Genomic DNA, 22,983 nt, shown 5'->3' with positions numbered 1-22,983 from the left:
CTACGTCATCCTCAACACCAGGCGTCCCTGGACCTGCCGCTGGCGCAGCGCGGTGATGGCGCCGTTGACGTCGTCCAGCGTCCTGCTCTCCACCAGCGGCCGCACCTTGCCGGCGGCCACCAGCGCCAGCGCCTCGCGCACGTCCTGCCGGGTTCCGATGAGCGTCCCGCGCACCGACAGGCCCTTGATGACCAGGTCGAACACGGACAAGGGCAGGGGCTCCGGCGCCACGCCGACCACCATCAGCGTCCCGGCCCGCCGGAGCATCCGCGCGCCTTGCTCCATCGCCTTCGCCGCGCCCGTGGTGACCACCACGCCATGCGCGCCGCCCCCGGTGCGGTGGACGATGCGGTTGACGGGGAACTCCTTCTCCGCGTTGACGGTGAAGGACGCGCCGAGCGACTCGGCCAGCGCCGCCTTCTCCGCGCTCACGTCGACGGCGGCGACCTTCAACCCCAGCGCCGTCGCGTACTGGATGGCCAGGTGGCCCGCGCCGCCCACGCCGGAGACGACGACCCACGAGTCCGGCCGCGCGTCGAGCGTCTTCAGCGCCTTGTAGCTCGTCACGCCCGCGCAGAGGATGGGCGCCAGCTCCTCCATGGAGGGCCCGTCCGGCAGCGGCACGGCGAAGGACTCGGACACCACGCAGTAGTCCGCGTAGGTGCCGTTCACGTTGTAGCCGGTGCCCACCTGGCGCACGCACAAGGGCTCGTGGTCCGTGGCGCAGTCCTCGCACGTGCCGCAGGCGGAGTTCAGCCAGAACACGCCGACGCGGTCTCCCTCCTTGTGCGAGCGCACGCCCTCGCCCAGGCCCGCGACGTAGCCGGTGGCCTCGTGACCCAGCACCACCGGGAAGCGGGGCTTCTTCATCGGCCACTCGCCGTCGAGGATGCTCACGTCCGTGTGGCACACGCCGCTGGCGGCGATTCGCACCAGCACCTCGCTGGGGCCGGGCTCGGGGATGGGGACCTCGCGCAGCTTCAGGGGCTCGCCGATGGCCTCCGCGAAGGCGGCGCGCATGAGCTTCATGATGCGGACCTCAGGGGCGTGGGAGTGGACGCGGACAGCGTCGCGCGGACGCCCTCCACGATGGAGGTGATGAGCACGGCCTGGCCCTCCTTGCCGAAGAAGTGGCCGCCCGGGAGCACCCGCCGGGTGAAGGTGCCGCCCGCCAGCTCGGACCAGGCCTCCCAGTCCTCGCGGACCACCAGGTTGTCGTGCTCGCCGATGAACGTGTGCAGCGGGAACGGCAACGGAGGCTCGCGCCGGTACGCGTACTCGTCCGACAGGGCGAGGTCCGCGCGGATGGTGGGCAGGTAGTACTCGCGACGCTTCGCGGTGCCGAGCAGCCCCGGGGGGATGCCGCCCAGCGCGTGGAGCCGGTCCACCAGCGCCAGCTCCGGCAGCGTGTGCAGCTCGTGCGCGGGCCGCAGCGGCTTGTGCGGCGCGCGGCGGCCGGAGATGAAGAGGGCCAGCGGCGGAGGCTCCTGCTGGCGACGCAGCTCGCTCGCCAGCTCGAAGGCGATGAGCGCGCCCATGCTGTGCCCGTAGATGACCAGGGGCAGGTCCAAGAGCGCGCGCACCTGGGCGAACAACGGAGGCAGGACCTCTTCCACCCGCTCACACGGCGGCGTGTCCCTGCGGTCCTCGCGGCCCGGGAGCTGGACCTTCACCAGCTCCAGCCAGTCGGGCAGGACGGCGCGCCAGCCATTGAAGCTGGAGGCGCCGCCGCCCGCGTGGCCCAGGCACAGCAGGCGCGCCGAGGGCGGAGCCGTGCCCTCCGCGTGGCGCAGCCAGGGTGAGTGGATGGACATGGCTCAGGCGCCCCGGGGACCCCAGTGGTCGGTGCCGTTGACGGACCAGTGGGGCGAGATGGGCCGCAGCATGAAGCGCAGCAGGTGCTGCTTGCCCAGACGGAAGCCCATGGAGGTGAGCTTGAAGTAGCGCTCCGTGCGCGCCACCGTCTCCTCGCCCACGAGCTTCACCGCCTCCGCGCGGTGGCGGCGCAGGTTGGTGGCCCACCGGTCATACGTGCGCGCGTAGTGGAGCCGGTCGTTGCGGAAGGCGACGATCTCGAACAGGCCCTCGGCCGCGGCGACGATTTCTCCCAGGAAGGGCAGGTCCGAGTCCGGGAAGATCTCCCGGTTCATGAAGTCGCTGGCGTCCTCGCGCCGCATGTCCCCGAAGGCGATGGTCTGCAGGGACAGCCGTCCGGACGGCGTGAGCCACTTGTGGCAGCGCGCGAAGAAGTCCGCGTAGACGGCGACCTTCTCCTCGGGCGTCTCCTCGCGCTTGGCGAAGTGCTCCAGCGCGCCCACGGAGATGATGGAGTCGTAGGGCCGGGCGGGCTCGTGCGTGGCCCAGTTCTCCACCCGCACCTCCACCCGGGGCAGGTTCAGCGAGCGCAGGTAGTCGGCCTGCAGCGGGCTGAGCGTGAGGCCCACCGTGCGCTCCACGGAGGGACGCGCGGAGGTGTGCCGCAGCACCGAGCCCCAGCCGCACCCCACGTCGAGCACCGTGCGCGCGTTGGCCACGTTGGCGCTCGCCAGGTGCCAGTCGATCTTCCGGATCTGCGCCCGCTCCAGCGGCTCGTCCGGGTCCTCGAAGAGCGCGCAGGAGTAGGTCATCGTCGGACCGAGGACCAGTTCCCAGAAGCGCGCGTCGTGGTCGTAGTGCGCCTGGATGCCCTCCTGTGAGCCGCCGTACTTGTCGCCCTCGCGCTCCCGGAGCGCCGCGGCGGTGCCGGTGGCCGCCTCGTCCACCCGAGCCGGGCTGCCCATCACGCGCCTCCCGCCGCCGAGGGCAGCTTCGTGGCCAGGTGCTTGGAGATGGACGCGAGGGTGGGGTACTCGAAGAGCAGCTCCGGCATCAGCTCGATGCCCAGGTGCTCCTCCAGGGACATGATCAACGCCACGGCCGTGGACGAGTCCAGGCCCAGCCGCTCCACCTCCACGTTGGGGTCGATGCGGGATGGAGGTGTGTCGAGGATCCTCGCCACGTAGTTGATGCACCACGACTGAATCGACGCCGCGTCATGAGCCTTGGCTTCCATGGGTCGCTTCGTTCCTCTGTAGGTGGGCGTTGCTGTCCTTGATGGCCGCGCGGGCGCGGCGTGCTTCCTTCTGCTCCGGCGTGGGGACGATGACGTGGGTGGCCAGCCCGAGCCTCTCGAGCAGGCGGATGAACCAGTAGGAGAGGTCCACCCGGTACCAGGCCAGGGCGAACGAGGCGGACCTGGGGAAGGCGTGGTGGTTGTGGTGCCAGCCCTCGCCCCAGATGAGCATCCCCAACAACGGGTTGTTGCGGCTGTTGTCCTTCAGCTGGAAGGGCCGGGAGCCCAGCGTGTGCAGGATGGAGTTCAGCGCGGAGATGGACTGCGCCACCACGAACATCCGCACCACGCCACCCCACAGGAAGCCCGCGAGCGCGCCCTCCCAGGTCCGCGTCACCAGGGCGCCGATGGCCGTCGGCACGACGAGCCCCAACACCACCCACGTCTGGTAGTGGCGCGAGGCGCGGACGATGGCCCGGTCCTCCAGGAGGTCGGGCACGTAGTGCACGATGTTCGGATACTCGTGCTGGAGCATCCACGTGAAGTGCGCGTGGACCAGCCCGCGCACCCGGCCCCCGAAGTCCGCGCCGTGCAGGTTGGGCGAGTGCATGTCCCCCGGGCGGTCCGCCAGCCGGTGGTGACGCCGGTGCATGGCCGCCCAGGAGATGACGGGCCCCAGTGCCGCCATGCTCCCCATGATGGCGAGCGCCACGCGCACGGGCGTGGGCGCCTTGAAGGAGCGGTGCGTGAAGAAGCGGTGGTAGCCCGCCGACACACCCAGCCCGGTGATGAGCCACATCACCCCGAACAACCCCAGCTCCAGCGCGCCGATGGGCCGCACGAAGGCCCAGCCCACCGCCGCGAGCGTCCCGAGCAACGGGCCCACGTTGAACAGGAAGAAGTGTCTGCGCTGCATCCGACGGAGGAAGGGGCTCTCAATCGCCAGGCGTCTGGCTTTGCCCTCCCGAGCGTCGCCCTCCAGGCCGTCCACGTCGAGTGCGTTGGACATAGCGGAACGAAGCCCCTTTCCGAAAGCCGGTATATAAAGACAACCGCGTTATTGGTCAAGGAGCCAAGAGAGACATGTCGAAGCTCATCGTCGGCCTCATCCAGGTGAATGCGCGCAATGAAATGGCGCCAAATATTTCGTTCATCGAGGAGCAGGCGCGCAAGGCATTGGCGGCCGGCGCGAACTTTGTGATGACGCCGGAGAACTCCACGCTCCTAGGGGCAAACCACGAGGATACATTGTCGAAGGTGGTGGCAGAGGAGCACCACCCCGGGCTGATGTCGGCGAAGGGCCTGGCGCGGGAACACGGTGTCTGGTTTTTGATTGGCTCCATCCACGTCAAGGTGGAGGGCGAGCGGTGCGCCAACCGCTCCTATGTCATCGACCCGGAGGGCCGGGTGGTGGCCTGGTATGACAAGATTCACATGTTCGACGCGGAGTTACCCAACGGTGAGCGCTACCGCGAGTCCTCTGTCTTCAGGCCGGGCGAGCGCGCGGTGGTGGCCCGCACGCCCTGGGGTGGGCTGGGAATGGGCATCTGCTACGACATGCGCTTCGGGCACCTGCAGCGCGCGCTGGCGCGTGCGGGCGCGACGCTGTTGACGCTGCCGTCCTCCTTCACCGTGCCCACGGGGCGCGCGCACTGGCACGTGCTGCTGCGGGCTCGCGCCATCGAGACCGGCTGCTTCGTGTTCGCGCCCGCGCAGGTGGGGCTCCACGCGGGAGGGCGGCGCACGTACGGGCACTCGCTGGTGGTGAGCCCCTGGGGCGAGGTGCTGGCGGACGCGGGCGGGGACTCGGCGGGCTTCGTGACGGCGGAGATCGACCTGGCGCGCGTGGAGGAGGCGCGCCGGGCGCTCCCGTCGCTGGGGCATGACCGGGACTTCCGGGGGCCGGAGGTCCTGGAGTCATAGCGTGCGTCGGCTTCAGGGCCGGGGCGGCTGCGCGCGGAACACGCGGGGGCCGGGGCGCCTTCCCAGCAGGAAGGTGACGGCCACGTACTTGGTGCCGGAGGTGACGTCCGCCGGGTAATGACAGTAGTGCGAGGGGAAGACGGCGACCTTCCCCGCGCGCGGCTCGATGCGCAGGGCGAGGTCCGGGAACACGGTGGCGCCGCCCTGGTAGTCGTCGTTGAGGTACCCGATGACGGTGAAGAAGCGCTCCGGGGTGCCCAGGTGGTCGAAGTGTGGCGGGTACATCTGCCCGGGCTCGTAGCGGACCAGGTGCGCCTGGGGCAGGTGCTCGCGCAACGACAGACTCCACCGCGCGTTCGCCGCGTCGAGCAGCGCGCCCTCCACCAGCGCGCGGTAGGGCGCGAGCGCCGGGAGCGTCATCTCCAGGGTGCGCATGTTCGCGTGCTTGTCCGTGACGGACGCGTTCGCCGTGGGCTGCCAGCCGTCGGGCTCGCGCGCCAGCTCCAGCAGGGCCTTCGTGTCCGTCAGCGCGTCAGGGAACTCGAGGATGCCGCCCGCACCCTCCACGGGGGTGAGCGCGCCCATCAGCGTCCCGGGGTCGGGTAGTAGGAGGCGTAGGGATAGGCGTACCAGGTCGGCATCCAGCCCCAATAGGACGGGTACGCGCCGGCGTAGGCGTTCATCGCGTAGTGCGCGGCATGAAGCTGGGCGCTCGGGGCGGGGGAGGCCGCCGCCAGCGAGCGCGCCATCAATTCCTCCTCGGTGGCCAGCGTGGCGGAGTCGAGGATCCTCTCGGCGAGCGGGACCCCCTGCTCCTTGAAGAACCGTGACAGGGCGGCGTGGAACTCCAGCCGCATCCGGCCATTCAAGGCCAGATGGGTCCGCAACGAGTGGATGTCATTCATGACCGGAAAGCCTCGCGGACAGCCGGCATGGATTGCACATGGCCCCGGCGTCACTCGGGAGGTGACTGTCAATGAGCGGACAATTCACGCAGGTGGCCGCGTCGGGAATGGTGGGAAAGCAGGCAGGCTGTCGGCTCCCGTGAGCCGGGCCCATGCCTCCTGGGTTGGGCGGCGCCGAGACGCACGCTGTGTATGTATTCTTACGGGAAATTTCCTTCCCAACCTCGTTGATCTCTGCGATGGGTCGGCTCTGCTCCGAGTCTGGGGCGGGGTGAACCCAGATCGCCCGATTTCCGCGAAAAATGTAGTCGGGTTGCGATATTGCGGGGAGGCTGGATATAGTTGCCCGCAGAGCGATGAATATGCAGATCAGTACACCTGGTGCGTCCCGGACCCACTCCATGGAACCAGCATCCCGAACGGTGACCCAGGTTTCACGCCCTGTGCTGCGCACCGTGCTTCATGAGGCCCTGGAGAGCCACCAGGGAGGTGAGGTGGTGGTGAAGTCCGCCAGCATCTCCGGGCGGATCTTCATCGTCGGAAAGAAGGTGGCCTGGGCGGTCCTGAACGGGCCCGGCGTGCAGAACTTCTCGTCCGTGCTCATCCACCAGCAGCTCGTCACGCGCGACGACGTCGAGCAGGTCATGGCGGAGTGTCGCAAGAGTGGCGGCAACTTCTGCGAGGTGTTGGTGTCGTGGGGGCTGGTACCGCGCGAGACGTTGCGCGACCTGCTGCGCGAGCACATGGCCGGCCACGTCCAGGCGCTGCTGGCGGTGCCGGATGCGCAGGCGCTCTTCGTTCCCCAACCGCGCACCTACTCCAGCCAGCTGACGTTCACGCTGGAGGAGCTGGTGCACCCTGTCGAGCAGCACCCCACCCACCCCCCAGTCGAAAGAGAAGTCATGGCGAACGTGAAGCAGACCCTGGAAGAGACACTGAAGATCGAAGGCGCGTTCGCTGCGTGCCTGGTGGATGCGAAGAGCGGCATGTGTCTGGGTTCCCAGGGCGGCACCGCGGCCTTCAACATCGAGACGGCGGCTGCGGCCAACACCGAGGTGGTGCGCGCCAAGATGAAGGCGATGAGCGTCATCGGCATCAAGGACAAGATCGAGGACATCCTCATCACGCTCGGCGAGCAGTACCACATCATCCGGCCGCTCTCGACGCGTGACGGTCTGTTCTTCTACCTCGCGCTGAACCGCGCCAACGCGAATCTGGCGATGGCGCGCTTCAAGCTGGCGGACATCGAGAAGAGCCTGGCGCTCTGACTCACCACGCGTCGGCGCCCGGCTCCTCCACGAGCGGGCGCCGACCGGGCGCGCGGGCGCCGCCTAGCGCTTGATGAGCACGACACCGTCCTGGTGCGCGCCGTGGACCTTCTGGAGCAGCTCGCGGACGTCGAAGAAGCGCGCCCACTTCGTCCGGATGTAGTCCGACTTGTAGAATGTGTGGATGTTGTGGAAGGGCGAGGGCATGTAGCGCAGCACCACCCGCTCGGAGGGCATCGGCTGGTCGAACCACGCCGAGGGCACGGGCTGGGTGTCCGACTCCAGGCTCCGATACGGGTGGTCGAGGAGGTGCCGCCGGATGGGGTGCCCCGCGTCCCGGGCCATGGCGTCCCAGGTGCGCTCCGTGTGCAGGGAGATGAACGCGACGCCGCCCGGCTTGAGGACGCGGCGGAACTCCATCAGCCACGACTCCTCGAACTCATCCATGTGCGTGAAGACCGAGCCACAGAAGATGAGGTCGATGGACGCGTCGGGGATGGGCAGCGTCGGGACGATGGCGGTCTGGAAGAAGAAGCCCTTGGGTGACAGGTACCGGTTCATCCACCGGATGGCGTTCGAGTAGATGTCCGAACCGTAGACCTCCGCCTTCGGGGCGTGCGCGAGGAAGTGGCGCAGCACGCGGCCCGACGAGCAGGCGAAGTCGAGGAAGCGGAAGTGTCCGTCCGGGTCGATGCCCGCGGACTTCAGCAGGCCCTTCAGGAACAGGTAGTCGCTCAGGCCGTTGAGCCAGTAGCTGACGTGCTGCTCGCCGAAGTAGTGGGCGCGCTCCTGCATGGGAGGGAGCGGGGCGGTGTCCGCCGCGACGTAGGCCTGGAGCTGCTCCTCGGAGAGCGACTGGAGCAGGCCGGTCTGGACGGTTCCGTCGTCGCCGAAGAGGCCCTTGGCGACCAGGCTGAGCGGCTCGCCACCGTGCTTCTCGCGGAGCAGCTCCGCGATGGGCGGGAGCGACACCGTCAGGGGCCTGTCTGGCAGCGTCCAGACGGCGCTGGTGAGGTCGGGAGCAGGGGCGGGAGCGGCTTGCACCGCCGCCGCGGCAGGCGGCGGCCCCAGCCAGGGCTCCAGGCGATGGATGAAGTTGCGGGCCGCGGACTTCACCAGGGGCTTGAGCTGCTGTGCCAGTGCTTTGTGGGTCTGATTGAACATGTCGGTTGCCGTCCGGCCCCTGGTTGGAATGCGGCGCAGTTGACCGCCGGGCCTCGCAAAAAGCAACCGGGTCCACCCCACCGCGTGGGTCATCTCGGTGGGGCGGAGGGAAGGGGATTACGGCTGCAGCGCGAGGCGGTAGTTCTGTCCGTGCAGGGAGTCCCAGCGGCGGCAGTAGCCGCGGTCCCAGTTCTCGAACCACAGCGTCACGGCGCGGGCGCCCGCGGGCGGGGTGAGTGTCACCGGGACGCCGTAGCGCGAGTAGCCGCTGACCTGCGTGATGCTCTGGCTCCCGGTGACGCCGTTGTCGAAGCGGTAGTGCACCCAGACCTCCCACGTGGGCGCGCCGTTGTAGAGCAGGCGGCACTCGGGCAGCCGGTCGATGTCGTAGTCCACCAGGAAGGGCTGTCCCGCCTTCACGGTGCCCACCGTGTACTCGAGCCAGCCCTCCTGGAACACCCACGTCGGCGTCGGCGCGGTGCCCGCCGCGCGCACGGCGAACTGGAAGTTGGAGCCGAAGTGGGAGTCGTAGTGCTCGCAGCCGGGGCTCGAGACTCGGAACCACAGCGCCAGCGTGCCCTCCGCGGGCAGCGACACCACGGGCGGGGCGCCGGCGGTGGGCTGGCCCGCGACGTCGAAGCTGCCCTCGGGGCCGCCGTTGACGCGGTAGTGGCCGGTGAGGCTCCAGCCCGGCGTGCCATCCGGAAGCGTGAGCCGGCACTGCGGCAGCCGGTTCGTGTCGTACGTCACCTGGACCGCGTCGCCCGCGACCAGCGTGCGGGACTGGGTGAGCGTCCAGTCGGCGTGGAAGGAGATGCCGGGCGCGCCCTGGGCCGCGGCGGCGCTGGCGATGAACAGCAGGGGCAGGGGGAACAGGGTCAGGATGTGTTTCAAGGGTGTGGCTCCTGGGTGAATGGCGGGCCCGGGCCGGCGTGGACGCCGGCGACAGACCCCCTCCATGGGGAGGCGCGCGCATCATGGCCCGTGGGGCCCACGCCCGGGGCGCCTCGTTGTCCCCCGTCATTTCGGGTAGGCTCGCTGGCGAACACCCTGGAGCGAGCACCGAATGACCCTGTTCAGGAGGCCGTCCCCCCCGACGGCGGGTGAGTCGAGCGACGATTCGAGTCGCAGCGCCACCCCCACGGAGACGCCCGCGCAGTCCGACATCCCCAGCCCGGTCCTCAGCTCTCCCCCGCGCGCCCGCGGCCCGTTGGCAGGCGCGTCCCCCGGGCTCGGCGAGCGCAGGCCCGGTGCTTCCATGCGACCCCAGCCGCCTCCCTCGGATGATCCGGAGTTCCCCACCGAGCGGCGCACCGCCCAGCCGGGCCCGGGCGCCGAGCGCCGTCCTCCCCCGCCGGCCGGCGCGCTGCCGTCCGTCATCGTGTCCAACCAGGAGGGCGCCGCCCGCCGTCCTCCCTCCGCCGCCCCGGGCGCCCCGGAGCGCCGTCCCCAGGCCGCGGCCCCGGGCGGTGGTGGTGCCTTCGGGGGCGCCGAGCGCAGGACGGTGCCTCCTCCGGCCTATTCAGGCCCCGAGCGCCGGTCCGCCGTCACCGGCTCGCGTCGCGCGCTCGAGTCGGGCGGCCCCGGGGCTCCGGACCGCTTCTGGCCCACCCAGCCCCGCGACCTGTCCGAGACGGGGCTCACGGCCACGTTCGTCGAGGAGCTGGTGCTCAAGGCGCTGTTCTTCGCCGGCGAGATGCGCGGCATGGACCTGGCCAGCCGGCTGCAATTGCCCACCTCCATCGTCGACGACATCATCGAGGGCCTGCGCCGCCAGAAGTACGTGGACATCCGCGGCGGCGGCGCGTCCGGCGTGGGCAAGTCGACGATGATCTACCAGCTCACGCCCTTCGTGACGGACGTGCTCCGGCAGATCACGGACCGCAATCGCTACAACGGTCCGGCGCCCGTGCCCTTCCAGGAGTACGTGGCGGCGGTGAAGAAGCAGACGGTGCGCGGCAATCGCATCACCCGCGCGCGGATGCAGGACAAGTTCGGCGACCTCATCATCCGCGACTACATCTACGACGGCATCGGTCCGGCGATGAACTCCGGGCGCGCCATCTTCTTCTACGGGCCGCCGGGCAATGGCAAGACAGCCATCTGCCAGGGCATGGTGAACTGCTTCGACGGGGACATTTTCATCCCCCACGCCATCCTCATCGACGACTTCGTGGTGCGCGTCTTCGACAGCAACCTCCACAAGCCCGTGGAGGAGGAGGGGGCCCCCTCGTACGACAGGCGCTGGGTGCGCTGCCGGCGGCCGCTCGTCGTCGTGGGCGGTGAGCTGACGCTGGAGATGCTCGACCTCGTGTACTCGCCGGAGGTGAAGTACTACGAGGCCCCGTTCCAGATGAAGGCCAGCAACGGGATGCTCCTCATCGACGACTTCGGCCGGCAGAAGGTCTCCCCCAAGGACCTGCTCAACCGGTGGATCGTCCCGCTGGAGAGCGACATCGACATGCTCACCCTGCACACCGGCAAGAAGCTGCAGGTGCCCTTCGATGTGTTCGCCGCCTTCTCCACCAACCTGGACCCCAGCGCGCTCGTGGACGACGCCTTCCTGCGCCGCGTCCGCTACAAGCTGGAGGTGCAGCGCCCGGACGAGGAGCAGTTCCATCAGATCTTCGAGGTGATGTGTCGCAAGCGCGGCGTGGCCTACAACGCCAACGCGGTCGACTACCTCATCGAGCAGCACTACCGGCCCACCCAGCGGCCCTTCGCGGCCTGCCAGCCGCGCGACCTGCTGGACCAGGTCATCGACATGTCCCATTACATGGGGCAGGAGCCTCGCCTGGACCCGGCGCTGCTGGACGCCGCCGTGCGCAGCTACTTCGTGCGCTTCGACAAGCCCGCGGAGACCACCGCGGCCTCCGCGGGCTGAAGGCCCTTCAGCGCTCCTTAGGGGGGCGCCGGCGCGAAGGGGCCCCACGGCGAGGGCTCCAACCACCGGCGCACCTCGTCCACGGGGACGTTGGACAGCACGTCGACGATGGACATCCCCTGCACGAACCTCCCGTCGCGCCCCTGCTCGTAGGGCGGGTGGCGGAAGCGCTGCCACAGCACGCGCACGTCCGCGCTCCGGAACAGCCCCACCTGGAGGTACAGCGACGAGCCCAGCCCCGAGTAGTACGTGTGGGCCTTCAGCTGTCGGCAGTACTCCACCAGCCGCGCCGACTTCTCGTCGCCCTGCTTCCGCAGCGTGGAGGCCAGCAGGATGCGCGGCGACAGCCCCAGCGGCGCGTGGAAGAGGGCGGTGCTCGCGAGCAACACCCTCAGGAGCGAGCCGGGGCCCGCCTCCGTCGCGACGCCGTCATAGAAGGGCTCCAGCAGCGGAAGCACCTGGGTGGCGAAATGGGGCCGCCGCCGGTACAGCGTCACCAGCGTGTCCAGGTGCTTGCGCGCCCAGCGCTGACGCGAGTCCACCGCCAGGTCGGCGATGAGTGTGTCGCGATGTGGGTCCTCCAGCGGAATGGACAGCCATTGGAAGCCGGGCTCGGTGGGCGGAGGTGTGGGCACGGTGGCGGGCAGCGCCACGCGCGTCCTGCGCTGCCAGCCACGCCGGAGCCACTGCACGTTGTCGAGCACCAGCAACGTGTCCGCGCGCGCCGTCTGCTCATAGAAGTCCACCCAGGGCAGGTAGTGGGGTTGCTCGGCGACGACGACTCCTGGACTGCCCGGCACGCACGGCCTCTTTTCCGCGGAGGATTGCTGGGGTGGCGCGGCCCCTCACTGCCGGACCGGACGCGGTGGATTGCTCCTGCTGCTAGATTGTAACATTCCAAAGCCGGTCAGGGACCTTCGCCGAGGTGGAAACGAACGGATGAGGTACCTGTGCATCAGCGCGGACCCGCAGCATCCCGTCGCGGAGGAGCTCCGACGTCAGGGGCAGGACGTGCTCATCCGGGGCGAGGCGGCGGAGGCGGACGCGGAGCTGGTGCACGGCCACGTGGACGTGCTCATCGTGGAGGCCGCGTCGCTCGCGCCGGATGCCCGGTGGCTGGATGCGCTGCGTGGGCGCGCCAGGCCCGAGGATCCGCTGGTGCTGGGGCTGGCGGACGAGGCGACGGACGAGGCGCTCGCGCCGCTGTTGTCGGCGGGCGTGGAGGAGTTCCTCGTGGCGCCCTTCCACGCGGTGGAGGTGCGCGCGCGCCGGCTGCTGCTGGAGCGCCGGGCGGCGCGGCGTCGGCAGATGCAGAGCACCCAGGCCGCGGCGCGTGGGGAGATGGAGCGGCTGGCCTCCATCATCCAGACGCAGGCGGACGTGGCGCTGGCGGGGCTGGACCTGTCGGGGGTGATGAGCCTGTTGTGCGAGCGCGCGCGGGTGTTGTGCGGCGCGGACGGGGCGGCGGTGGCGCTGCTGGAGGAGGGCTACGTGGAGTACCGGGTGGCCACCGGCAGCCTGCGGCGGCACATGGGCTTCCGGCTGAAGGTGGAGGGAAGCCTCACCGGCACCAGCCTCTTGCGCGGCGAGGTGATGCGCACCGACGACACCGAGGACGACGTGCGCGTCAACGTGGCGGCCACGCGGCAGGTGGGCGCGCGCTCCATGGTCTGCGTCCCGTTGTGGCGCGAGGCGCGGCCCGTGGGGGCGCTGAACCTGACCTCGCACCTGCCCAACGCGTTCGATGACCGGGACGTGCGCACGCTGGAGCTGATGGCGGGCCTGTTGGGCGCGGCCATGGGGAACGCGGCGGAGGCGGCGGCGAGGCAGGCGTTGATGGAGGAGCGCGCGGCGGCGCTCGCGGCGCTGCAGGAGTCCCAGGCGCTGTTCGCGGCCTTCATGAACCACAGCCCCGCGGTGGCGTACATGAAGGACTCGCAGGGGCGCCGCGTCTGGGTGAACGAACCCTATCGTCGCTTCTTCGGCCTGGCCGATGGCGCGGACGTGGAGGGGATGGACGACGCGCGGCTGATGCCCGCGGCCTCCGCGGAGCACGTGCGGCGCGAGGACCAGGCGGTGCTCGCGTCGGGGGAGCCCAGCGCGACGGAGGGCATGATTCCCGCGCCGGACGGCTCGGAGCGGCACTGGCTCACCTACCGCTTCATCGTGCGCGACCGCTCAGGGCGGAGGCTCCTGGGGGGCGTGTCGCTGGACGTCACGGACCGCAAGGCGATGCAGGCGCAGCTGGTCGTGTCGGACCGGCTGGCCGCGGTGGGCACGCTGGCGGCGGGCGTGGCGCATGAAATCAACAACCCGCTGGCCTTCGTGCTCTCCAACCTGTCGTTCCTCTCCGTGGAGCTGCAGAACGTGACGCGCGAGCTGCCCCCGGGGCGCACGTCCGAGATGGAGGAGGTGCTGCGCGAGGCGGTGGATGGCGCGCACCGGGTGCGGCAGATCGTCCGGGACCTGAGGACCTTCTCGCGCGGGGACGACGAGGTGGCCACCGCCGTCAACCTGCAGGCGGTGCTCGAGTCCGCCATCACCATGGCGCGCGGAGAGCTGAAGATGCGCGCGCAGATCATCCGCGACTTCGGCGACGTGCCTCCGGTGGAGGGCAGCGAGGGGCGCTTCGGGCAGGTGTTCCTCAACCTGCTCATCAACGCCGCGCATGCGATTCCAGAGGGCAAGCCGGAGCACCACGAGGTGCGCGTGGTGCTGCGCGCCTCGGGGGACCGGGTCATCGTGGAGGTGAGCGACACCGGCGTGGGCATGACGCCGGAGGTGCGCGCGCGCATCTTCGACCCGTTCTTCACCACCAAGCCCGTGGGGGAGGGGACGGGCCTGGGCCTGTCCATCTGCCACGGCATCGTCACCGGCTTCGGCGGGGACATCTCCGTGGAGAGCGAGGTGGGGCGGGGCAGCACCTTCCGCGTCTCCCTGCCGGTGGGGCACCGCGCGCGCGCGCTGGGACGTCCCCCTCCGTTGCACCTGGTGGGCTGAAGGCCGCTTCAGTCGCGTCCGTGGCGGAACAGCGGATGGAACACGCGGGGCGCCTTCTTCTTGCGCACGCAGCGGGTGTCCGCGCTCATGTAGCAGGCGGAGAACGCGCGGCGCCTCAGGCCGGGGCGCCCACGGCCGGAGCGGTGCCACAGGTGGTTGTGCACCAGGATGACCTCGCCCGCGAGCGCGGGGAGGGGCACCGCGCGGTGCTCCGCGTCCTCGGCGGCCACCTGGTCCGGCGGGATGACGCCGCCCAGCTCCGTCACCAGTCCTCGCCGGTGACTGCCGGGCACCACCTCCAGGCAGCCGCCGTCCTCGGGGGCGTCATCCAGCGCGGTCCACAGCTGGAGCTCCGGCTCCCGGGTGAGTCCCCAGAGCCGACCTCCGTCCTGGTGCCAGGGCAGGTTGCTGCCGCCGGCCTGGCCCTTGTGGAAGAGGATGGCGCGGTACAGGACGATGTCGCCGGGGATGCGCGCGCGGACGATGCGCTCGAACAGCGGATTCTCCAGCCACGCGAGGAAGCGCGCGTCCTTCTCCAGCTTCTCCAGCTTGCGGTAGTCCAGCGAGGGCCCCTGCCAGCCGAGCCCCAGGGGGGCGTCCTCGTAGCGTCCGGTGGTGGCGTCCGGCTGGAAGAACATGCCGGGGTAGACCACGCGGCCGAGCATCAGGTCGTCCGCCCGCTCGCGCAGGGCCACGAGGCCCTCCTCGTCCAGGACCCTGCCCAGCCGGGCATAGCCATGCTCGGCGTAGTGCGCGAGCACCGGGGTGAGGTCGAGCGCCTGCGCGTCGTCACGAAGCATGCGCCCTCATACCTCGGACGCCTGCGGTGGAGGAGTGTGACGACGGGGGCCTGGGGCACGCACGGCTTGCGCGCTCGCCGTCCTCGCACCATGGTGAGGGCGGCATGCCCTACCGTCGCACCACGCGCTTCGTCGTCGCTCCGGATGGAACCCGGGTGGCCTGGCATACGCACCTGGGGGAGCTGCTCGAGGAGTCCTCGGACGAGGCGCTCAAGCCGCGCGCCACCGTGCTCCTGAGCAATGGCATCGGCTCCTCGGAGAACTTCTGGCGCCACGTCGTCGCCAGCCTGGAGCAGGACCACCGGGTGGTGCACTGGAACTACCGGGGCCACGGGGGCAGCGAGGAGTCGCGCGGAGGCGACTACGACTTCTCCGTGCACGTGGGAGACCTGGAGCGCGTCACGGAGGAGGTGATGGCGCTCGGCGACGGACGGCCTCCACACCAGGTGGCCTACTCCATGGGCGTGCGTGTCCTGTTGGAGCTGTATCGGCGCCGTCCGGACCTGGTGCCGGCGATGACGCTCATCGCGGGCACGCCGGGCGCGGCGGGCTCGGGGGACGCGGGGCTGGCGGCGCGGGCCCTCCTGGGCACGGCGCGCGAGGCCATCCGCCTGGCGACGCCCGCGGTGCCCCTGGCCACGCCCGTGGTGCGCGCGTTCCTGGGCAGCCGGCTGGCGTATCCGCTGGCCCGCGCGGTGGGCGCGCTGCGTCCCCGGGCCCCGCGCGACGACATCGACGAGTTCCTGTACGCGCTGCGCACGATGAGCCCCCAGGCCTATTGGCACACGCTGCGGGGGTTCGCGGAGGGGCACGCGTGGGATGTGCTGCCCCATGTCAAGGTGCCCACGCAGATCATCGCCGCCCGTCACGACACCCTCGTCCCGCTGAGGGAGATGGTGCGCATGCGTGACGCGCTGCCACATGCCCACTGGATGCTGGTGGAGGACGCCGGGCACGCGGGATTGTTGGAGGCCGGAACAGAGATCGCCGACGCGGTGCGCGGCTTCCTGGTGGACCACGGGCTGCGGCCGGCGGAGGCACCCCCTCCTTCTTCGTGACGGGAACGATGCTGGTCCGTTCTCCCGGAGCGTGGAAAGCTCTGGAGCGCAGGGGGGACGTGCCCATGCGACTGCTGCTCGTCGAAGACGAAGTGAAGATGGTGGTGTTGCTCCAGCGGGGGCTGGAGGAGGAAGGCCATAGCCTGGAGGTCTGTACCGGCGGGCGTGAGGCGTTGGAGCGGGGCCGTGAGGAGGGGTTCGACGTCATCGTGCTCGACTGGGCGCTGCCCGAGGTCGACGGTGTCACCTTGCTCAAGCACTGGCGGGGCGCGGGCGTGCGCACGCCTGTGCTGATGCTCACCGCGCGTGGCACCACGCCGGAGAAGGTCACCGGGCTGCGCTCGGGCGCGGACGACTACCTGGTGAAGCCCTTCGATTTCGAGGAGCTGCTGGCCCGGCTGGAGGCGCTGGCCCGGCGTGGGGAGTCCGAGGATGGACCGGTGCGCCTGGGCTCGGTGGTGTTGGATCCACGGCGGCGGGTGCTGGGCCGCTCCGGCCGCGAGGAGCCGCTGACGGCGCGTGAGTTCGCGCTCTTCTCCGCGCTGGCGAAGCACCCGGGAGAGGCGCAGGTGCGCGCGCGGCTGCTGGCGCAGGCGTGGGGGCGGGACTTCGAGGGGCATGGCAACGTGCTCGATGTGTATGTCGGCTATCTGCGCGCGAAGCTCGAGCGGCTCTCGGCGACGGACGTGGCCATCCGCGCAGTGCGGGGCGTGGGGTACAAGCTGACGGTGTCGGAGGCCGTGACACCGTGACGTTGACCCGGCGGCTGTGGCTGCTGGGCGCGCTCGTTCCCGCGTTGGCGATGGTGGTCGCGCTGGGCAGCGCGGCGCGGCTGTTCCGCTACGACCTGGAGCGCTCGTTGGACAGAGCGCTGCTGGCGCAGGCGGCGGTGGAGAGCGCCAGCCTCTTCGACGGGCCCGAGCGCAAGGCCCACCTCCACATGACGGTGTCCCCGTTGCTGGAGCAGGTACGCCCCTTCGCACCGCACGGCTATCTCCATGGTCCGGATGGAGCCCTGGTGGCGCGCTATCCGCCCGGGCTCCAGGTGGAGGAGTCCGAGTCGAGACGGGTTCCGGGTGCGCCCGGTGCGCCGCCCCAGCTGGTCACGCGCATCGGAACGGATGGGGTGCGCTGGCGCGAGGTGCAGGTGGATGTCCGCTCTCCGCAGGGCGCGCCGTACGCGCTGCGACTGTCGGCGTCCCTGGGGCAGGTGGATGGCTCGGTGGGGACGTACCACCGGCTGGCGCTCTTCCTCGCGGTGTCGTTGGGGCTGGCCTTGCTGGTGGTGCAGACCTGGCAGGCGCGCAAGCTGGCGCGGAGGCTGGCGGCCATCACCCGGCACCTGCGGCGTCTGCGGGAAGGGGACTTCTCCCATGCCCCGGTGGAGGACCCGGCGCGTGATGAAATCGGACAGCTGCGCGCCGTGCTGGCGGAGGCGACGGAGCGTCTTCGGGGCGCGCGTGAGGCGCAGGAGCGGCTCATCGCGGGCGCGGCCCATGAGCTGCGGACACCCCTGACGCTGATGCGCACGAGCATGGACCTGGCGCTGCGACGGGAGCGGTCGCGTGAGGAGCTGCGGGTGGGGCTGGAAGAGGCGCGGCGCGAGGTGGACCGGCTGGCGGTGCTCGCGGGGAATCTGCTCGACCTCGCGGTGGCGGGGCGGGGGGCGTGGGACCGGAAACAGGGAGACCTGTCGCGGCTCGTCGCGCAGGCGGTGGAGGGGGCGCGCGCGGAAGCCGAGCGACGCGGGTTGCTGATTCGCGCGGAGGTGTCAGCGCCAGCCGAGGCCCTCTTCGACGCGGGGAGCCTGCGGCAGGCGGTGGACAATGTCTTGTCGAACGCGATGAAGTTCTCGCCCGCGGGCGGTGAGATTCAAGTGCGGCTCGTTCGCGAGGCGGAGCGTTATCAAGTCCGGGTCGCGGATGCCGGGCCGGGGATTCCGCTGGCGGAGCACCAGTCCGTGTTCGAGCCATTCCACCGGTTGGCTGGAACGGCGCACACGCCGGGCACTGGACTGGGGCTGTCCATCGTCCGCGAGGTGGCGGAGCAACATGGTGGCCGGGCCTATGTCGCTCCGGAGCCGCGTCGTTTCGGAACCGAGGTGGTCATCGAGCTGCCGAGGGACTCATCGGAGGAGCGGGTCCGCGCGCGCTGAGCCGCGGCGGCGTCAGAGGCAGCGGATGCGACCGGTGGGGCGTCGTCACGGCGACAAGGGGAGCCACTCCGACGCGGGCACGAGTCGACCCGTGCCCGATTCCAGCGCGGCGAGCTGTCCTCCCTGCACCCCCACGCGGCGGTTGACGCCGAAGGTGAGCGGCGGCGAGACGCCTGTATCGAAATCCCGCAGGGATTCGAGCTGGAGCATCAAGCTCGCGCGGGTGACCTCCGCGCCCGTGCGCGTGAGTGCCTCCACGAGCACTCGCGCCGCCGCGTAGGCTCCGAGCTGGAAGGCGGCGTGGCCTTGCTCGAGGCCATGACGCGCCATGAACTCGGAGAAGGCCTCCAGCCTGGGCGCACGCTCACCCAGGCCCACGGGCGAGAGGAACCGGAGCTGCAACGAGGTCGCCCCGACGACCTCCGGCCGCGCGAGGCGGGCTGGCGCCAGCACCAGGACCGACGGGGCTCGAGCCTCCAACCATCGGAGCAGTGGAGCGAGATCCTCGGGTGCTCCCGCATAGAGCACCGCGACGGGGGGCCTCGCTGGCCATTCGCCGGGGAGTCCTCGAGGCAGGACGAGCTCCGTGATGGACGGCAGCGCCCGGCGCGTCATCTCGTCCTTCACGGCGCGGGTCCACTCCGCGCCCACGTCATCTCCCGAGTGTGCCACGACGAGTGAAGCACGCCGCAAACGAGGCTCCTGGCTGTTCGCGAGCCACTGCACCGCGAGCCGCGCCAGCGAGGGCTCGTCCGGGTAGAGGAAGAACACGGGGCTGTCCACGTCGGAGGTTCCGCCACGCAAGACCAGCGGCAGCACGAGCGGAGCCCCCTCCCGCGTGAGCCTCGCATCAGAGGCTCGAGGTCCTCGACGCAGGCTTCCCACCAGCGCGAGCACGCCACGCTCCAGGAGGCGCTCCGTGGCATCCGCCTGCAGCGAGGGGACCTGTGCCGCGTCATCCTCCACCACCAGCTCCAGACGCCTGCGGAACACGCCGCCCCGCGCGTTCACGTCGTCGAACACCGCGCGCAGGACCGCGGCGGCCTCCCGACCCGCGGGCCCCAGGCTCCCCGTGAGCGGCAGCGCCGCGCCCACCGTGAGCGTCGTGGGGCTCACTCCCGGGTCGGGGCGTTCACCCAGCTCCCCCAGGTACGCCAGCAGCTCCCGGCGCGAGAGGTCGTCCAGCTCGTAACGAGGCATCGCCACGCTCAGCGTCCGGCCGCTCGCGGAGCGGCCCTCGGTGATGGCGCGCAGCAGCGTGTCGCGCGTGTAGGCCGGCCGCGACCTGTCCTCCAGTTCGCCCACGGCGCGGGGGCGTGAGTGGAAGAGCGCGCCCGGCGTGATGTCGGGCACCTCCACGCCGCCCTCGGCGCTCCCGCGTCCCGCGGGGCCGTGGCATCGCGCGCACGCGGCCACCTCGCCGCCGAGCTCCACGCGCTCGGGCGCGAGCAAGCCCACCAGCGGCATGCCACGCACACTCTGCCCTCGCTGGAACAGCATGCGTCCACGCCGGGCATGCTCAGGATCCTCGGGCGTCGAGGCCGACTTGCAGCCGAACCACACCGAAGCGAGCACCATCAGGAGGACGTGGTGCTGGCGCGCACTCACGGACAGGCCTCCGAGACCGCGCATGGGACTACCTCGGCGCATTCAGGTTCTCGACGGCGTGGACGATGTTCTCCACCTGCGCCATCGCCGGGGATTTCACCCACACGCCCGTGGCCGCGTCTCCGATGAGCAGCGTGGTGTTGTGTGCATCCGGGTCATCCACGTAGCCACCCAGCTTCTTCAGCACGAGCGTGATGTTCTCTCGCGCCCCCGTGAGGAAGTACCAACCGGGCTTCACCCCGAGCTTCTTCGTGAAGGCCCCCAGGCTCTTCGGTGTGTCGTTCGCCGGGTCCACCGAGAGGGTGATCATCGTGATGTCCCGCCCGACGCGCTCACCGAGCCGCTGTTGGACCTGGGTCAGGTGCTTCGTGATGGGCGAGCACGCGCCCTTGCAGGACGTGAAGGCGAAGTTGATGAGCACCTTCCGGCCTCGCACCAGGTCCTCGTAGAAGCGGTGCGTGCGGCCGTCCTGGTCCACCAGCTCCGTGTTCGTGAAGTACTTCGCCGCGGCCTCGTCCTGCGCGCGCGCATCGTCCTGGGGCGCGGCACCGCGCAGCTCGGACGGCCCCGCCGAAGCGGCCTGCACCTCACGAATCGCGGCGAGCAACGCGCTCGGAGCGCCCAGCCCATCCACCCGTGTCCACGTGTCGGAGACTGCATTGCCCACCAGCACGGTGGGACGGTGGGCCTCCTTGTCCGGCACATAGCCCCCCAATGCGACCAGCGCCTGCTTCACCTTCGCGGGGTCTCCCGTGAGGAAGGACCAACCCGGACGAGGCTGGAAGGGCGCCGCGAAGCGCGCGAGACGCTCGGGCGTGTCGTTGGCCACGTCCAAGGTGATCGAGATGAAGCGCACCGGACTGTCCGGCCCCAGCTCCTTCTGGACGCGCGCGACGGTGGCCGTCATCGGCGAGCAGATGGTCTTGCAGCGCGTGAAGATGAAGTTGATCGCCACCGTGTGGCCACGGACCAGGTCCGACCACAGCTTCACCGGGCGGCCCGTCTGGTCCATCAGCTCCACGTCGGGAACCTCGATGCGCAACGAGGCGGAGTCCCTGGGCGGCGTGGGCACCGCCACGTCCTCGGCCCCGGCGAGGGCGCTCCACAGGGTGAGCAGCACGAACAGCGAGCGCATGGACACAGTCATCGTGCGACCTCGGAGAGGGAAGCGCGCGTCGGAGCCGAAGCCTCGACGACGCCGAAGGTGAAGTGCGGCAGACGACCCAGGTCGATGTTCCGGCTCTCCACGCCGACCACCAGCTTGTACTGGCCCGGAGAGGGCGGGGCGAAGTCCACCTCGAGGTCTCCGTCGTCGGTGAGGCGAGGCTCGGTGCGCCACTGCCACGTCCCGGGCGTCTTGAACATCAACACCCGGACCTCCTCGGGCCCCACCGGACGCGGGTCCATGCCCGGCGTGGGCTCCAGTCGGAAGCGCAAGGGCGTAGAGGTCCCCGCGGTGAAGTGCCGGGCCGGGTCGAACCGCGGCGTGAGCTTCAGGGGGAGCTTCTTCGCGAGCGCCGCGTCCTCGGGCACGCCTCCCACCTTCCACTCCATGCAGACGATGGTGCGTGGATTGTCCAGCAGGAAGGCCACGTCGTAGGTGCCGTTCTCGCGCACCGTGGCGGTGGCCGTGTACGTCCCGGCCTCCACCTCGCGCAGGGAGCGGTCCAGCACCAGCACGGCCCGAGGCTCGCGGCCGTAGTTCAGGTGCGTCCCGCGCGGCGCCATCATGCCCTCCTGGTAGAGGAACAGCGCCCGGTCCGCCGCGCCCGCGACGATGACCCCATTGCCCTCCGGGAGCGCGGCGATGGGGTCGGAGCGTCCCAGTCCACGCGCATCCGCCGGCGCCAACTGCCCCATGGTGACGTTCACCACGGACGGAGTGCTCGCGCCGCCCAGGGTGCTCAGGTCCACCAGCGACACGCGCCCGCTGGTGGTGTTGCGCACGTAGGCGAACGCATCGGTGAACACGACGGAGTCCGGCGCGGCGAAGCCGTGGAGCGAGTGCGCCACCTGGCTGGTCGCCGCGTCGATGATGTCCACGCTGCCCGCGTCCGGGTGGAGCAGGAAGGCCCAGCGCCCCGTGCGGTCGAGCCTCAGCGCCCCCAGCCCCGGCTTCACCGCGATGCGGCGGGACACCTCACGCCGCCCCACGTCCAACACCAGCACCTCGCTGGTGCGCGGCTGCGCGACGAAGACCGCGCGAGCCACGGCGCTCCACGCGACGTCACCCGCGCCGACGCCCACGCTCACGGTGCCCAGCACCTCGCGGGACGCGACATCCACCGCCGTCAGCGCGTCCGCCTCCGTGCTGGTGAGCCACGCGGTGCGACCCTCGTCGGAGAAGGTCACCTCGTGGCGCCCCGCGCCCACCTCCAGTGCCGCCAGCTCCGTGTGCGCCGTGGTGTCGAGGATGCTCACCGTGCCGTCCCCGTCATTGCTCACCCAGGCCGTGCGGCCGTCGGGCGCCACCACGATGCGCCCGGGGCGCTGACCGACGCGAATCGTGCGCGTCGTGAGGAAGCGCCGCAGGTCCACCACGGACACGCTGTCGCCACTGGTCACCGTCGCGTACAGCGCCGAGCGGTCCTTCAGGAGCGCCCAGTCCGCCACCTCGCCGCCCAGGGACACCAGGCTGTGCAGCTTGGTGCGCTCGAAGGCGAGCTGCGGGTTGATGACCGACACCGTCTGGTCATGGTTCAGCGTGAGGAACCAATAGGCGTTCAGGTCCACCTCCGCCTTCGTGGAGAGCAGTCCCCCCAGATAGGACTTCACGCGCTCCTTGCAGGCCGCGTCGTCCGGAGCCTCGGCGCCCGGGGCGCGAGGCGCCATCCAGCCCAGCACGCGCCGTCCCTGGAGGGACGCGCCGGTCTTCGCGTCCGCGAGCATGAAGCGCGCGGTGCCCTGCAGCGCGGACCCGGCGGCGGCCTCGCGGGGGCGCGCCTTGAGCGCGAGGTCGAAGGACACGCGGACACCCTCGCGCTCCGCGAAGACAGGGGCCGCGGGCAGCGGAGGAGGTGGGTCTTCGAGAGGTGGCGACGCGTCCGGGCGCAGGGCGCCGTGCACGGTGGCGAGGGCGCCCGCGAACAGCACGCCCGAGACGAGGAGGACGAGGCTCTTGCGCATCATGAGGAGGGTGCTTCGAGACGACGAGAGGACGGGGCGG

At 70.6% G+C, this 22,983-nt stretch carries 21 protein-coding genes; 7 read left to right on the top strand and 14 right to left on the bottom strand.

Translation table 11 applies throughout. The features are described from left to right. From VZQ01_RS42035 to VZQ01_RS42015, 5 genes are read right to left on the bottom strand one after another with little or no spacing between them, the layout of a single operon-like run. Nucleotides 1-1,029 carry a zinc-dependent alcohol dehydrogenase gene (locus VZQ01_RS42035; RefSeq protein ID WP_426746463.1) on the bottom strand — a complete coding sequence of 343 codons (1,029 nt, stop codon included), beginning with the start codon at nucleotides 1,027-1,029 and terminating at the stop codon, nucleotides 1-3. Beyond that, nucleotides 1,026-1,814 carry a thioesterase II family protein gene (locus tag VZQ01_RS42030; RefSeq protein WP_141323958.1) on the bottom strand — a complete coding sequence of 263 codons (789 nt, stop codon included), beginning with the start codon at nucleotides 1,812-1,814 and terminating at the stop codon, nucleotides 1,026-1,028. Before VZQ01_RS42030 ends, VZQ01_RS42035 begins: the two co-directional genes overlap by 4 nt. Before the next feature lie 3 nt (nucleotides 1,815-1,817). Further along, nucleotides 1,818-2,780, bottom strand: coding sequence for a class I SAM-dependent methyltransferase (locus tag VZQ01_RS42025; protein ID WP_426746462.1), 963 nt, complete (start codon nucleotides 2,778-2,780; stop codon nucleotides 1,818-1,820). After that, entirely contained in the window at nucleotides 2,780-3,052 is a 273-nt protein-coding gene (locus tag VZQ01_RS42020) for an acyl carrier protein (RefSeq protein WP_141323960.1), read from the bottom strand. Before VZQ01_RS42020 ends, VZQ01_RS42025 begins: the two co-directional genes overlap by 1 nt. Further along, nucleotides 3,033-4,061, bottom strand: a complete 1,029-nt coding sequence (locus tag VZQ01_RS42015) for an acyl-CoA desaturase (protein ID WP_223783217.1) — start codon at nucleotides 4,059-4,061, stop codon at nucleotides 3,033-3,035. Before VZQ01_RS42015 ends, VZQ01_RS42020 begins: the two co-directional genes overlap by 20 nt. 74 nt (nucleotides 4,062-4,135) lie before the next feature. Between VZQ01_RS42015 and VZQ01_RS42010 the strand changes: the two genes are divergently transcribed. Next, nucleotides 4,136-4,975, top strand: a complete 840-nt coding sequence (locus VZQ01_RS42010) for a carbon-nitrogen hydrolase family protein (protein WP_248542760.1) — start codon at nucleotides 4,136-4,138, stop codon at nucleotides 4,973-4,975. Between the two features lie 12 nt (nucleotides 4,976-4,987). Here VZQ01_RS42010 and VZQ01_RS42005 read toward each other — a convergent pair whose 3' ends face one another. Beyond that, nucleotides 4,988-5,560 carry a prolyl hydroxylase family protein gene (locus VZQ01_RS42005; protein WP_267696272.1) on the bottom strand — a complete coding sequence of 191 codons (573 nt, stop codon included), beginning with the start codon at nucleotides 5,558-5,560 and terminating at the stop codon, nucleotides 4,988-4,990. Further along, nucleotides 5,560-5,880 (bottom strand): hypothetical protein, encoded by a 321-nt coding sequence (locus VZQ01_RS42000; RefSeq protein WP_426746461.1) that lies wholly within the window; start codon nucleotides 5,878-5,880, stop codon nucleotides 5,560-5,562. The genes VZQ01_RS42005 and VZQ01_RS42000 overlap by 1 nt, the downstream gene beginning before the upstream one ends. A 443-nt stretch (nucleotides 5,881-6,323) precedes the next feature. Between VZQ01_RS42000 and VZQ01_RS41995 the strand changes: the two genes are divergently transcribed. Further along, complete coding sequence (locus VZQ01_RS41995; RefSeq protein ID WP_408890473.1) at nucleotides 6,324-7,148, top strand: hypothetical protein; 825 nt, start codon at nucleotides 6,324-6,326, stop codon at nucleotides 7,146-7,148. A 63-nt stretch (nucleotides 7,149-7,211) separates the two neighbouring features. On the opposite strand, the gene VZQ01_RS41990 is transcribed toward VZQ01_RS41995, so the two are convergent. Both VZQ01_RS41990 and VZQ01_RS41985 read right to left on the bottom strand, forming a co-directional pair. Next, nucleotides 7,212-8,312, bottom strand: coding sequence for a class I SAM-dependent methyltransferase (locus VZQ01_RS41990; RefSeq protein ID WP_426746460.1), 1,101 nt, complete (start codon nucleotides 8,310-8,312; stop codon nucleotides 7,212-7,214). Between the two features lie 117 nt (nucleotides 8,313-8,429). After that, entirely contained in the window at nucleotides 8,430-9,206 is a 777-nt protein-coding gene (locus tag VZQ01_RS41985; protein WP_426746459.1) for a DUF6209 family protein, read from the bottom strand. A 172-nt stretch (nucleotides 9,207-9,378) separates the two neighbouring features. On the opposite strand from VZQ01_RS41985, the gene VZQ01_RS41980 reads away from it, so the two are divergent. Next, nucleotides 9,379-11,196 carry a DUF8689 domain-containing protein gene (locus VZQ01_RS41980; RefSeq protein WP_223748725.1) on the top strand — a complete coding sequence of 606 codons (1,818 nt, stop codon included), beginning with the start codon at nucleotides 9,379-9,381 and terminating at the stop codon, nucleotides 11,194-11,196. A gap of 17 nt (nucleotides 11,197-11,213) precedes the next feature. On the opposite strand, the gene VZQ01_RS41975 is transcribed toward VZQ01_RS41980, so the two are convergent. After that, nucleotides 11,214-11,996 carry a WbqC family protein gene (locus VZQ01_RS41975; protein WP_223748724.1) on the bottom strand — a complete coding sequence of 261 codons (783 nt, stop codon included), beginning with the start codon at nucleotides 11,994-11,996 and terminating at the stop codon, nucleotides 11,214-11,216. Between the two features lie 139 nt (nucleotides 11,997-12,135). Here VZQ01_RS41975 and VZQ01_RS41970 point away from each other — a divergent pair, with 139 nt between their 5' ends. Beyond that, nucleotides 12,136-14,196, top strand: a complete 2,061-nt coding sequence (locus VZQ01_RS41970) for an ATP-binding protein (protein WP_223783223.1) — start codon at nucleotides 12,136-12,138, stop codon at nucleotides 14,194-14,196. Nucleotides 14,197-14,204: 8 nt separating this feature from the next. Here the strand turns inward: VZQ01_RS41970 and VZQ01_RS41965 are convergent, their stop codons facing one another. Next, nucleotides 14,205-14,996, bottom strand: a complete 792-nt coding sequence (locus VZQ01_RS41965) for a phytanoyl-CoA dioxygenase family protein (RefSeq protein ID WP_223748722.1) — start codon at nucleotides 14,994-14,996, stop codon at nucleotides 14,205-14,207. A gap of 104 nt (nucleotides 14,997-15,100) precedes the next feature. On the opposite strand from VZQ01_RS41965, the gene VZQ01_RS41960 reads away from it, so the two are divergent. The 3 genes from VZQ01_RS41960 to VZQ01_RS41950 all read left to right on the top strand — a co-directional run bounded on the left by VZQ01_RS41960 (nucleotide 15,101) and on the right by VZQ01_RS41950 (nucleotide 18,209). Continuing rightward, nucleotides 15,101-16,054 (top strand): alpha/beta fold hydrolase, encoded by a 954-nt coding sequence (locus VZQ01_RS41960; protein WP_426746458.1) that lies wholly within the window; start codon nucleotides 15,101-15,103, stop codon nucleotides 16,052-16,054. 65 nt (nucleotides 16,055-16,119) lie between these two features. Next, nucleotides 16,120-16,806 (top strand): response regulator transcription factor, encoded by a 687-nt coding sequence (locus VZQ01_RS41955; RefSeq protein ID WP_223748720.1) that lies wholly within the window; start codon nucleotides 16,120-16,122, stop codon nucleotides 16,804-16,806. Further along, nucleotides 16,803-18,209: a sensor histidine kinase gene (locus tag VZQ01_RS41950; protein WP_223783224.1), complete on the top strand. Its 1,407-nt coding sequence runs from the start codon at nucleotides 16,803-16,805 to the stop codon at nucleotides 18,207-18,209. The genes VZQ01_RS41955 and VZQ01_RS41950 overlap by 4 nt, the downstream gene beginning before the upstream one ends. Nucleotides 18,210-18,254: 45 nt before the next feature. Here the strand turns inward: VZQ01_RS41950 and VZQ01_RS41945 are convergent, their stop codons facing one another. The 3 genes from VZQ01_RS41945 to VZQ01_RS41935 are packed head-to-tail and all read right to left on the bottom strand — an operon-like array spanning nucleotide 18,255 to nucleotide 22,946. Further along, the gene (locus VZQ01_RS41945; protein ID WP_223783225.1) at nucleotides 18,255-19,841 is read right to left on the bottom strand and encodes an ABC transporter substrate-binding protein; all 1,587 of its coding nucleotides are present in this window, start codon (nucleotides 19,839-19,841) and stop codon (nucleotides 18,255-18,257) included. A 4-nt stretch (nucleotides 19,842-19,845) separates the two neighbouring features. Then, a complete protein-coding gene (locus VZQ01_RS41940; RefSeq protein ID WP_408890469.1) occupies nucleotides 19,846-20,964 on the bottom strand; it encodes an SCO family protein in 1,119 nt (372 codons plus the stop codon). Continuing rightward, on the bottom strand, nucleotides 20,961-22,946 hold the full coding sequence (locus tag VZQ01_RS41935; protein WP_426746457.1) for a YncE family protein: 1,986 nt from the start codon (nucleotides 22,944-22,946) through the stop codon (nucleotides 20,961-20,963). Before VZQ01_RS41935 ends, VZQ01_RS41940 begins: the two co-directional genes overlap by 4 nt. Between the last annotated feature and the right edge of the window lie 37 nt (nucleotides 22,947-22,983).

Source organism: Myxococcus faecalis (genome assembly GCF_050039385.1).
GTDB lineage: Bacteria > Myxococcota > Myxococcia > Myxococcales > Myxococcaceae > Myxococcus > Myxococcus fulvus.
The sequence above is the reverse complement of the archived record's forward strand: the minus strand, read 5'-3'. Positions and strand labels throughout refer to the sequence as shown.